The 12,665-nt window shown below is 58.0% G+C and carries 7 protein-coding genes; 1 reads left to right on the top strand and 6 read right to left on the bottom strand.

The annotated features are described in order from the left end of the window. Positions 1–61 precede the first annotated feature (61 nt). From AC1ROK_RS15425 to AC1ROK_RS15400, 6 genes are all read right to left on the bottom strand, one after another. A complete protein-coding gene (locus tag AC1ROK_RS15425) occupies positions 62–376 on the bottom strand; it encodes a hypothetical protein (protein ID WP_492848398.1) in 315 nt (104 codons plus the stop codon). Between the two features lie 10 nt (positions 377–386). Further along, on the bottom strand, positions 387–2,252 hold the full coding sequence (locus tag AC1ROK_RS15420) for a DUF262 domain-containing protein (protein ID WP_492848396.1): 1,866 nt from the start codon (positions 2,250–2,252) through the stop codon (positions 387–389). 42 nt (positions 2,253–2,294) lie between these two features. Continuing rightward, on the bottom strand, positions 2,295–3,830 hold the full coding sequence (locus AC1ROK_RS15415) for an AAA family ATPase (RefSeq protein ID WP_492848394.1): 1,536 nt from the start codon (positions 3,828–3,830) through the stop codon (positions 2,295–2,297). Then, positions 3,827–7,957 (bottom strand): Eco57I restriction-modification methylase domain-containing protein, encoded by a 4,131-nt coding sequence (locus AC1ROK_RS15410; protein ID WP_492848392.1) that lies wholly within the window; start codon positions 7,955–7,957, stop codon positions 3,827–3,829. The genes AC1ROK_RS15415 and AC1ROK_RS15410 overlap by 4 nt, the downstream gene beginning before the upstream one ends. Next, positions 7,950–11,264 carry a helicase-related protein gene (locus tag AC1ROK_RS15405; RefSeq protein ID WP_492848390.1) on the bottom strand — a complete coding sequence of 1,105 codons (3,315 nt, stop codon included), beginning with the start codon at positions 11,262–11,264 and terminating at the stop codon, positions 7,950–7,952. The genes AC1ROK_RS15410 and AC1ROK_RS15405 overlap by 8 nt, the downstream gene beginning before the upstream one ends. Before the next feature lie 332 nt (positions 11,265–11,596). Then, complete coding sequence (locus AC1ROK_RS15400; RefSeq protein ID WP_492848388.1) at positions 11,597–11,995, bottom strand: hypothetical protein; 399 nt, start codon at positions 11,993–11,995, stop codon at positions 11,597–11,599. A gap of 71 nt (positions 11,996–12,066) precedes the next feature. On the opposite strand from AC1ROK_RS15400, the gene AC1ROK_RS15395 reads away from it, so the two are divergent. Beyond that, entirely contained in the window at positions 12,067–12,420 is a 354-nt protein-coding gene (locus AC1ROK_RS15395) for a hypothetical protein (protein WP_492848386.1), read from the top strand. Positions 12,421–12,665: the final 245 nt, after the last annotated feature.

Raw genomic sequence — 12,665 nt, 5'->3', positions numbered from 1 at the left:
CGAGTTCCTGAGCTTATGTCGGGTCGTCGCCGATCCGCGGCCTGCCCGACAACAAAATTCTCTACGGCCTGGCTTCGTAGCCATACTCACGCAGCCTTTTCCTGGCCCGGGCGAGTTCATCAGCTGTGAATAGCGAATGCCACTTCTCATTCTCCACCACGAGCGCCTCAACGGTCAGGTCGAGCCTGCCGCGCTCGTAAAGCGCTGTGTAGCCGTCCGACGGCTTGCTTCCATTGATGAGCTGCTTCGCTGTCAGTAGGCCGCCCTGTCGGCCCAGCATGCCGAGGAATACCGATGCCGTGTAGCCAGCCTCTGTCTTTGCAGTCTCATAGATGCGGAACATCGCATCGTCGAACGGCGCACGGTCAATGCTCACCTTAACCTCTTCATCTTGGCCAGATGGTCAAGGCGCGGTCGAACAGCAACCGGCCCCGCGCATCGATGCTTGTTTCGTCCCACGTTGCCTGGCTCTGGAGAGCCTGGTTGATCGGCAAGAGCGAATGAAGCATCAGCTCCGGCCGCTTGTCGTTCCAGCCAAGGTTCGACTGAGCGGCATTTAGGGCGGTGCTGAGGATCGTCAAGTTACCGATGGTCTGGAGCTTCGCATGGCGCGAGCGCGTCAGAGATGCTCGAAAATCGCCCTCTTCTGCCTCCGACAAACCCTGCCAATTCAGACCTTCCGAACCGTCGGCTAACGGCCAGTGCTCCTGCCAGCTTTGTGGGAGGATGTGCTCGATAGAGGGCTGAGTGGAGAAGGTCAGTGCCTCAGCCTTCGACGACGAAAATGTGTCGTTCAATCGCGACAGGAGAAACACGAGCCTGGCGTTACCCTGTTGGTTGTAGATCGGAGTATTCAGCCACGCTTCTTTGAACTTGCCGTCGTCAGGCCATTCACTCGACTCCCCACCTTGTCCAAGAAGCTGAGCTTTGACGTTCTCCGCCGTGAAGCCATCGCGGCGAAGATTGCGGGTGAGCGCGAGAAATATCTTATTGTAGTTCTTGGTGCTGAGTGCGCAGACAGCACGCCGGAGCAGGTAGGACTGGATGATCGTCGAAATCTCTAGCCATGCCGCATCTCCCACCTTGGCCTCAAGGAGTGCCAACAGGAAGGGATAGCCGGTGCGGATATCGTACGCATCCATGAACACGGCCAGGTCGAACAGGGGATCGCCGGCCTTCGGCTCTAGGATCCGGCGGAAGTGGTCGCGCTGCCGAGCCAATGTCGCCAGCTCCTCCTCGACATTCGCGAACGGGCGAACGCGCTCCACCCAATGCCGATACTCCACATAGAGGTGCTTGATGGGAATGTCCTGGCCCTGCATGCTGGCGAGGAAATGCTGCATGAACAGATCACTGCGCGGGCGCGTTAGGCGCCCCTGTTTGACCTCTTCCCGCCAGAATTCGTCATCGAACCGCTGCCAGTAGTTCCGGTATAGCGCCTCGGCATCGCCGCCATCCCTCGACGCCCGAAGGAAGATGTAATTTCGAAGCAAGTCCGCAGGCAGCAATGGCTCACCGCGTGCGTTCAATGTCTCAAAGATCACTTGGGGATCATCGCTGGCCTGCAGATCGATAATAACGACCATCAGCGCATTTTTCAGGGTCCCGAAGCACTCCTCCAAACGGTCTGCTAGTGCGAACTCAGCAGCTGCCGGCGCCTCGTCATTCTCCCCCAAAAAGAAAATCTCGAGCTGGCGGTGAAAAAATAGGTAGGCCTCGACCATACGCGGCCGGGGATCGTACTTCTGCGCGTACTTTTTTCGAACCAGTGGATGCAGCGCAACCAGTGCGGACTTTGATCCGGCAGTGATCACGTCGGCAAACTGGCTTCGATCAAGCTGGGTCGGCCAAACCTTGAACTTGTCGATCTGAGGGTCGCTCATCATCCCGCTGTTGAGGGTGAACTTCGAGCACTCATCCGCGAGTTCGTTGCAGTCGTGCTCTCGGCAAAAATCCCGGAACGCTGAGAGGAATATCTGCAGCGTAGTCAGTCGCTGCTGGCCATCAATGACTTGGCGGCGGACCACATGGCCGGTTGGTGTCTGCTTCTGGTCAAGCACCATCGCGCCCAGGAAATGGACCGGTCCGTCCTTCCTGCCGGCAAGGGTTTCCGCAAACTTCCGTTCGATATCCTCCCAGAGCGGGAGCCATTGGTGCTCCTCGTTCCAAACGTACTGACGCTGGAAGAGCGGAACTTCGAGACGCTGCTTTGTATCGAAAACATCAAGTAGTGATGACTTGTGTACGTCCATCTGCCCCTCGCTTCGATGGTTGCTGCAAGTGTCGGCCGAGCCCTACTGTATCGAATTGTCCCTACGCGCAGCTTCCAGCGCGAGGATCGACGCGACCGCCCCTTCCACCTCTTGTCGCGATGGATTTGGCGCATTGGCGTGGGTCTGCGGATTCAGAACTCCTGCCCTGTACAACCGCAAGTCCGCAAGGATCGGATTGAGACGGGCAGCGCGATTGTTGCTGGGCAAGGCAGCCCAAGCGGCAATCGCATTCATCAGAACCTCGGAATCGTTGTCTTTCGGGTTCATTGTGAAGGCGACATGCACCCGGCGCTTTTCGCAGAATCGCTTGAGCGCCCACTCAAATGCCCGACGCGCCGATGTGGCGGCCGATGGGATTGAGTTCGCTGCGAGTTGGGCGGCGCATTCATCCAGCGCGGCGATAACAATGTCGCCATTTGGCCTCTTGATCGTCGGAGTCGCGCGCCCGCCATCGCCGTCGGCGTAGATCTCGGCCCAGGTCCAGGCACTGGATCCATCGTGATACTGGCGGGCCATATCGAACCAGACCCGGTCATGTGTCAGCACGACGATCTGCCAATCGGCAAAATGCTGCTGGAGCACGCGCAACACAGGAATTCGGTTGTCGTGGTCGAGGCCGATCAGGACATCGTCGAGGACAAGCAGCTTCAGGCGATCGCCACCGGTTGGCACACAGGCGAGCCGGCCACCAAGATACATCGCCAGCGCGAATGCGGAAAGGCGTGCCTCGTTCAGGAACGTCTGCGGCGTGGGCAAGTCTCTGCCGTTGAAGGCGATCTCCGGAAAGAGATACTTGCCCTTGAAAATGCGGTCCCGCTTGAACCACTCATGCTGGTAGGTCACCCCACCGAACTGGAATGGCTTCACTTCGATCGCCGCACCGAGCATTGCCTGGATCAGCGCTACAAGGCGCGGATGAAGTGCTTCAAGAGCGAGCCGGAGGCCCCCGTTAAACGCGACGCACGCCTGCTGCACTGGGTCGAGCGAGAGGTTGTAGTTCCAAGGCTTTGCCCGCTCGACGTCGGCCCAAAGTTGGCCGACTGTCTTCGGGATGCCCCCTTCCGTCGCTACCGGAAAATCGGCAAGAAGGGTTGAAATAGAGATATCGAAAAGATTGGGACGCTTCGAGCCGTGAATATAGTTGGTGTCAAGCAGCGCCCGATAATCGAGGCATGACCTGCGCAGGGCTGCTTCGACTACCCGGGCATCGGTCGGCGCGCGGGTTGGATGCCGGGCCTTTGACCAAGACACAGCTTGGGTGCCGTCATTGAACGTGACCTCGACCTTGAAGTCGGTGTCAGGCCGATCAGAAAAAATGTTCTCGACAGTCGCAATCTGCGGTGGGCGTAGCGAGAAAAAGTGACGGAGCGCCTCAAAAATTGACGACTTACCGGCGCCGTTTTCGCCAAAGACCAGCAGATTCTTCGCGTTCAGATCAAAGGTCACCGGGTTTGGGAACGCCCGAAAGTCGCAGAGCGACAGCGTGTTAATGCGCAATGGATTGGGCGCAGGTGGCGCTGCAGCGGCAGGTTGCGGGGCGAGAGCAGCGTCACTCATTCCTTGCCTTCGATGATACGGACGACATCGAGCGCCTGAAGATCAAACAACATGCCATAGAGCGGGTGCGATGGCTGGAAAACGCGATCTGCGAATTCCTCGGCCCCTTTTACCAGCCGTGAGCCCTCGAGGCCGGCGAGTGTGCCTAGCCCTGAGCGTTCGGCCTCGTCGAACAGGGTCAGGCCGCGAGCGTGGAGATCGTTTTGGAAGAAGAGTTCATAGACGAAGCCGTTGAGGAGCTGTTCGAGGCGGTTGTCAGATGCGGCCTCAACAGCCTTCGCCAGTACGGAAAGCCGTCGCTCATCTTCGCCGGATGCCCGCGGGATGGGAAATGTCCCGGAGTAGCGCGGTTCGAAATCGAAGAACCCACCTTGCTTTGTGGCGAAGGTCTGCCTCGCAAACCAAAGTCCGACTGGACTGTTCAAGGTGGACAATGCCAGCCAGGGCGATTTGGCTACGAAGATGGTGGCTTTATTATTCGTGCAATGATTGCCAGTGTCGAAGGCAGCGTTCGGCTGATCGGAAATTGCCGGAACAACTATCTTCGGCTGCTCGAACTCCTGCCAATAGGCACAAGAGCGTAGCTCCCAAAAATACTTGCCTTGATCGTATCGCTTCACGAGCTCCGTGCGATACGCGCTCATGAACCGATGAATGGCGGGCAGCGCTGTGGCAAAGGCAGCTTCTGCTTCGTCATCCGGCAAGCCTGTCCAAGGGTGTACGACGTTCTCGGATGACTCAATGCGGATCAACCACAAGTCCTGTGGCTCCACGCGCCAGCGTTTGATGTCGCGTCCGCGCAGGAAGGGCTTGATGATCTCAGCGGAACTAGTGTGCTCAGTGATCAACCGGTCCTTGGTCGGCCCGTCGATGACGAAGGCGTCGTTGAAGCCCGTCAGGATACCGCGATAGAAGCGCCCCTCGACATACTGGCCGAGTGGCATGCCCGCCACGCGGATGCGCTCCAGGAGCCCGCGCCGCGCCTGCGGCTCCAGCTGCCAGCCATCGATGGCGAGCGCCTTTTGCGGCATGTCGAAGCCGATCTCGTCCACCAGCTTCGGGAAGCCGGGAATATCCTCCCGGTCCAAAGCCTGCGGCCAGTTCATCACGCGCAGGATGTCCTTCTCACCCGGCGCGGGCACCGGCGTATCGCGCCGTGTAGCAATGATAATGGTGGGATAGGCGATGGCGTCGAACACCTCGGCATCGCCAAAATCGACGATACGGCGCAGTTCCGTCTGCCGGTTCAGCCAGCCGCGAAGGTTTTGGCCGTATTTGGCGCGATACCATTTGTTCGAGGTGATGTAGGCGAAGGCTCCGCCGGGGTTCAGCAGCTCGATGCCACGCTGGATGAAATAGACAAACAGATCCGCCGTGCCGGCATATGCGCCGGGTGCAACCTTCGTGCCTGAATAGAATTTTTGCAGCGCAGGTTTCTGATCTTTGATCGCTTCCTGCCGCACATAGGGCGGATTGCCTATGACCAGATCAAACGGCCCGATCCGATGAATGTCCTTTTCCGTGTTCTTGGTTTCGGGCGTCGGTAATGCGAACATCCATTCAGGATCGAAGAAAGGTGCGGCGGCGTTCTGGTCGAACGGGTCCCAAGAGGCCATGAGATGGGCATCGTTTCCGGAAACGCCGAAGTCACGGCTGAGAAGTTCACCAAGCTCGAGACGTAGGCGAGCGATATCTTCACGCCGCTTCTGCTTGGTTCGGGCAGAGCGAGCACTGAAATAGCGCGCGTTCATGGCCTGAATTTCTGCTTCCTTCTCCTTGATACTCCGATCAGAAAACAGGTCGCCCTGCGCCTTGTGTTCAATGGGGATAAGGCTGTTGGCAGCGACGAGCTTGGTCTCGAGGTTTGGGAGCGCCGTGATGTTGGCGTTGTCCTGATTGCGATCGATCTTCTGGCTCACCACCAGCGAGATGAAGAAGCGCAGCTTGGCGATCTGCACCGCGATTGGCTGAATATCGACACCGAACAAGCATCTATCGATGAGATAGAGCTTACGGGCGTAATCCGGCTTGTTGGCGTCGGAGAAATCGCGGTCAAGTTTGGCGAGGGCTCCCTCTGCATCCTCCAGTTCCACCTCACGACGGTCCGGATCGAGCGACGCTGCCCGCCTGACTCGTTCCCGATAGGGCCGCTCCAATTGGGCGCGCCAGAGGCTGTTGTCCGGATCCAGACGGTGCAGAACGTGAATGAGCTTCTGCAACAGGCCCATGGGGAACGCACCCGAGCCGCAGGCCGGATCCAAAGCCTTCAGATTGTCGATGGCTTCGATCAGCCCGTCTGTCTCGGCATTCGAGAACGGATTGCCGCTTTCCTTAAAAGACAAGAGATTGCGCAGGCGCATGTCGAGGTCGCTGGCAAGCGCGTCCTCAGCACCGATCGGCTGCTGGTTGACGGCGAGGTCGAACTCGCCTGGCATCACCATGTCTAGCACATGCTGGCGTGGCTTGCCCGGCGCGGGCGCTCCGGGCGTTGCTGCCAGACGCCGCTCGAAATAGGCGACCAGGGCCTCGTCAACCATGTAGTCGACCACCTCGCGCGGGGTGTAGAACGAACCGGACTTCTTGCGCGCCGTGGTGCGCGTATCTGTGTTGTAGCTGGCGAGAAGGTTCTCAAACACTTTGCCCAGCAGTTCGGGATCTAGAGCGACCTCCTCCTCCACCGGCGTGTTTTCCTCAACCGTGAACTTGTAGCGGGAAAAGAGTTCGATTAGGCCGTCGGCCTCATAGGTCTTGCCCTGGGTGTCGTATTCCGCATTCAGATCCACCTTCTCCCTGGTGGCGAAGAAGATCTTGTTAGGCACTTTCAGCGGGTTGTCGGGGCGCTCGGAAAAGCCATCGATGCGGATGACATCGTGTGAGCCTTCCTTGACGAGGCGCTTCTTCAGGTCCGGGTTGCGTTCGAGATCGCTGGGGGCGACCTCGCGATCCAGACATTCGAACAGGCCGCCATTGAGGAACGGCACCTGCTTGAACATGCCCAGCGCCTTGTCGGGATCACGGAAGGCGTCACGAAAGCGATAGACCGTGTGGATGAGATATTGCCCATTCAGCCCGCCGCCACCGCCCTTGGTCCGCCATTTGCGATCTTCGGACATCTCGGTATTGAGTGTGGCGAAGAACAGATTTTGCAGCACGGCCTTGTAGTATGTGCTGCCGTCACGTTGGGCGGCCACGTCTTCGTTCAGAAGCGCCGTCAATTCCACCGGATCAAACAGCGCATCAGGGACGAGCCCTTTTTCCTTTATGAACCAGACGAAGATCAGTCGGGTGAGCAGCCGGATGACGGCGATTTGGTTCTGAGCATCGAATGCTTCGCGCTTCGCCTTCTCTGTCATCTCGTTGTGGCGCGCGCGAACAGCGGCTGGAAACTCAACAACCTTAGTCGACCAGAAGAACCAATTAGCAAGCTCTCCATAAAACCGCTTGTTCAACGTCTGAGCGGAGAGGGCCTCTATCCAGCCATTATAGAGATCGCGAAAATTGGTCGGTTTGCCGCGACCGCGCACCTTCACCTCGGACAATGCTACATCGCAAAGGATATCGACGTGGGCTCGGTGAGGTGCGGTGAGCTTGATATCCTTCACGATGGAGATGCGCCTCTCCACCACATCGCGCGATCCATCCTTCTTGTTCGGCCGGCGATCGATGACAGCGAGCGAAGCGAGATCTCCGTGCCTGAACAGGATCAGTGCCGGCATGGGGAACAGCCGGTTGATCTCGCGAGTAATGCCGGCAAGGGCCCGGCGCGTCCATTCCTCGTCGGCAAGCTCAATGGCGAGGAACACGAAGGATTCTATGATCGAGGTTCGATAATCCTGCCGGCTCGCGAATAGATCGCGGTTGCCCTCGGCGAGAATTGGAATCTCGTCGTTGGTAAGCTGAAACAGGAAATCGACGCGCTGCCACTTTTCGACTTGCGCCTCTCTCTTTGCCGACAGCCTTCCATCCCGGTCGACAAAACCCAAGAAGGATGAAGGCGTACCGTCAAGATCGACCGTCTTGTTGCTGGTATACCCCAGGGCGCCTAACAGCTCGATCGCACCTGCCTTCATGGTAGTGCTCGCAAGCGCCTTCAGGGCCGATTGCACTTTGAGCCTCGTGTCAGCCACCCACTGCCTCCTCAGGCTGCATGATGACCAGCCACGTGATCAGATCAAAGTCAGTCGCCGTTTTCGGTAGCTTGGTGTCGTCCACGAGTTTGCCGCCACGTCCCACGAACAGATTGCCAAGGTTCTTCTTGTCGGACTGGGAGGCGATTGCGCTGATCGCAGCGTCCAGGAGGATGCTGAACCGGCTCATGTCCTTGCCGTCGGACGTCTCCGTATCGAAGAGTTCGCACAGCTTAGCGTAGGGTTCGCCTTTGCCTTGGCACACCGCCCGGAAAATCTCCAGGACCTGCTTTGGCGCTGTAAAATTGTAGCGAACTTCCCCGGTTTCGCGGACATAGACGAGGAAATACGGTTGCAACGGATTGACCGTCTCGGCGCCAGGCGAAGCGTTTCGCTGTTTCAGGCAATAGATCGTTCCGGGCTGGATGGTTGGATAGTCCGAGTGAGGCGGGACAATGGCGTAGAGACCCAGTGGAGCACCCTCTAGCCGCTCTCGGTTCGCCTCGATGTAGCCCAGTAGCTCGATCCTAAAGTCGTCGAGAGTGAACTCGTTCAGGGCGACTGACTCATTGAAGTCTTCCAGATCGAGCACTTCGTCCTTAAGGCGCAATAGCTGCTTATCTCGATAACGAAGGTCGTCTTGGATCAGCTCTTCGATATCCTTCGTCTCAAGGATATTATCCTCCGCGGTAGCTGAGATGTCGACTAGTGCCATACGTGCTTCGACACGGTTCTTAAGATTGATGTACTTGTTTAGGTCCGGCGTGGGCCAGAAATTCACAAGCTGGATTTCACGATTAAGACTGCCGATGCGATCGATGCGGCCGAATCGCTGAATGATGCGCACCGGATTCCAGTGAATGTCGTAGTTGATTAAGTAGTCGCAGTCTTGGAGGTTCTGGCCTTCGGCGATGCAGTCCGTCGCAATCAGAATGTCGATCTCGCCGCTTTGCGGCATCGACCTAATCTTCTCACGTTGCTTTGCGCGAGGGGAGAAGTTGGTCAGAATCTGCGAGAACTCAGCTCTACCAAAGGTCGTTCGGTTGGGCTTTGAACCCCCGGACACTAGGGCGATGTGAACGCCAAGCTCCTTCTGAGCCCACTGCTCCAGAGCCTCGTACAGGTACGAGGCGGTGTCCGCGAAAGCGCAGAAAACAATAACTTTCCCGATCTCTTCTCCTTTGCTATTGGCCTGCGGATTGCGCACTTTTCGCTCAATAAGCTTCTTCAACTCTGCCAGCTTCGCGTCCCGGGACGCATCTACGGCTTTCGCGGAATCCGAGAGCAGCGAGAGCTGCTGTTTGTCGGTTGCAAGGTCATTGAGCCAACGAGTGATATCTAGATGCGCCATCTCGAACTTGAGCTTTGCACCGACTTGAAATGCCTGCGTCAGATCCTCGTCGTCGTCGTCCTCGACCGCAAAGAAGTCGGGTTGGATGACAGCCTCCATTGCCTGAGCGTGACGTTGATAGTCGCGTAGCCGCTTCTCCAGTTCCTCAATTTTTGCGACCGTGCGCTCCATCGTAATCGCAAAGGCATGGACCGAACTCTCGAGTCGTTTAAGGAAATTCACCTTGATCATTCCGATCAGGAATTTCTCCCGGTTGGCTTGAGAGAAGTTCCTGACTTTTCGCTCCTCATACTGTGCCTTGTAGGCCGGCCGCACATACCGCGAGGGATTAAAGAGCGAGAGTTCGTATTTCGAAATCTCGTCGTTCAGCCTATCGTACGATAGGAATCGACCCTTGAGATCGATCTCCGAAAACATCGAAAGAGGTTTAAGCCGTCTTGGAAAATTGCCGATCGCCTCGAGCGATGCGCGGTAGTACTTCTTGATGTGATTTCGTGATCTTGCGATCGTCAGCTCGTCCAGCAACGTGAAAAATGCCGCTGGAAGGCGGTCCATCAGGTCGCGTGCATCGCGCTCTCCGCTCCGACGCGCCCACTCCATGAAGGTTTTCTGTGCCGTCGCAAGAGTGTCCCTAATACTATTGATGGCGAGGGCGGGCGCGAAAGCCGCATCGCGCCCCTCCGTAACGAAATAGATCTGGTTCCGAAGGTCGCGAAGGTCATTGTTGACGGGCGTGGCGGACAGTAGCAGAACCTTTGTTTTAACGCCCTTCTTGATGACGTCGTCCATAAGCCGCTCGTACCGGCTCTTTGAAATGACGTTGCCGTCCTCATCCCTCCTTCCTTTCGTATCGTTCCTAAAATTGTGCGACTCGTCGATCACGATGAGATCGAAGTTGCCCCAGTTGATCGTCGAGAGGTCCACGCCGTCTACCCTTCCGCTCTCGCGAGAAAGGTCCGTGTGCGAGAGCACCGTGTAGCTGAAGCGATCTCGCAAGAACGGGTTCAGCTCGCTGTTGTTCTGCGCGAGAAACACGGTCCAGTTGTCGCGAAGCTTCTTGGGGCAGAGAACAAGCACCCGGTGATTTCTAAGCTCAAAGTACTTTATGACTGCGAGCGCCGTGTAGGTTTTTCCCAGGCCGACGCTGTCCGCGAGAATGCAGCCATTGTGCGCGTTGATTTTGTGGATAGCGCCTTTGACGCCATCCTTCTGGAAATCGAAAAGTGCGTTCCAGACATCGGTGTCGACAATGGCGGTTTGTTCGAAGAGCGCGGAGTCGGCCTCCTGGCCGGAAATGAAACGCTCAAATAGATGATAAAGGGTTTTGAAGTAGATGAACTCTGGCGCGTGGTTGACGTACAGTTGTTCCAGGTACCGGAGCACGTCGACCTTTACGTCTGAAACAAGCTGCTGATCATCCCAAATTGCGTCAAACCACTCCTTCAGGTCGGCGCGGTCACGATCGCTATCGACTATCAAGTTGAGTTCGATGTTGGGGGTTCTCGACAGCCCCAGTCCACGGCGGGTGAAGTTGGAGCTTCCAACAATGGCGTGTTCTCGGCGACCATCATCAATGTGGTACATCTTGCCATGCACTAAATTGGCGTCGACCACTGATCGGATTTGAACTTTGTCCGCTAGCCAACGGGCGCACTCAAAAGCCACCTGCCTCTGCTGCAGGCGATTCGCTAACTCGATACTGTCATCCTCTATCTTGAATCGTTTGCGTTCGATTTTCTCAGGGTCCAGCGCGCCGATGAATTGCGGCTCCCCGAAAAGAAATCGCATGCCGGCGATCTCTTCCAGCTTTGACTGAAGCGCTTGATAGGCGTGGATGGTGAAGTAGGCCGACACAACCGAGAGTGAGCTTCCCTCTGCAACCCGCGAGCAGAGGAATTCCGCAACAGTTCCCCGAGTATGATTGTCGCGAATGCCATGGGGTAGCGGTTGCGTCATTCGTGGTCCCTCCGCGGCTTCCTGCGCGCTATGACCATGACTATCTTCCCGTTGATTGGCTCGTCCAGTGGCGCAAGGCGAATTGCCTGAAGTGACGTGCCAGAACTCGACTCGTCGGGGGCAGCGGCAGCGTGATCGTTAGTGCTGCCGCAATGGATGTTGCACTTGAGCGGGTGAGCCGCTCGCGCGGGGTTGCCTTTGGCGTCGAAGAGATGGCGCATTGCCCCGATCAGACCGGCATGGTTGAGGCCATGCGATGATCAACAAGTAGGTCCCAAGCAGTGTGGCGCCGTGCTTATGAACCCTACGGCCAAGCTGGTGGGCAGCCCCCTCTAGGCCACCTCCGCCAGCTCCGCCGCCCCCTGCCCCTCCCGCTCCGCCAGCAGAGCCAGCGCCACCTCATGCTGGTTGCGGCACCAGCGCTCCACCCGCTCCCGCGCCTTCGCCACGGCGAAATCATCCGCCACATACTCGACCCGCCGCACCAGCCGGCGGTCGGCGGCGCTTTCGCGGGGGGCGCCGATCGAGAGCGGAACGCCGAAGGTGGCGGGGTCATCGTCGATGGTGACATCCCAGACTTCGCGGGTGACGGGGCGGACGCTCATTGCGCAGATCGAGGTGATGCCGGCGGTGATGAGGAGATCGAGGGCGGTGGTTTTGAGGCCGAGGGCCGTGCGGATGGTTTCGGCGTCGATGGGGTAAGGGCCGCGCTCGATCAGGTAGGAGGTCATTGCCAGCTCCAGGTGCGATGCTGCCATCAATGCATTAATGCATATCATCGGTCAAGCTGTGCAATGCACGAATGCACATCACGCTGCTGTCACGAGACCGACTCGACTCCGTCGCGGAGCTGGTGTTTGAATGCGAACAAATAGTGAACAACAGGACAGTTCGGGGGCCGCGGGGGATGATCACCTACTATGTCGTGCAGGGGTTTGTGCGGGGGAAGAACGGCTACCCGATCCCCGAGGAAAGCCGCGAAGTGCCTAGTGCGCGCTATGCCCGGGCGCTGTGCGAGCGGCTGATGGCCGACCGCATGGCTGCGGTGGCGTTTTCGCGCAGCGGCGATCCGGCGACCGGGGAGTGGCAGGATGCGGAGATCATCTGTCGGCTGGGGGCGGTGTCGGATGAGCTGTTGGCTGAGGCGGCGGCTTGAGGGGCCGGGGCACCGTGGGTGACCGCAGTTTTTGCCCCACCCAGGGTGTCACCCCGGCGAAGGCCGGGGCCCATCCTGAGATGCCGCGGTTGGGTCCGTTGCGAGGCCTTCCGCGGATGCTGCATTGCATGGCTCGCCCCTGGATGGACGGCCATCGGCACCGTGGCTCCGCGCCCCCTCTCTGGCGAAAACTAAGGACTTAGCTGCGCTAAGCCCAAGTTTTCGCTTTCTCCCCCGCCAAGGGG

The organism is Devosia sp. GW821-FHT12F11, assembly GCF_058806655.1.
The sequence above is the reverse complement of the archived record's forward strand: the minus strand, read 5'-3'. Positions and strand labels throughout refer to the sequence as shown.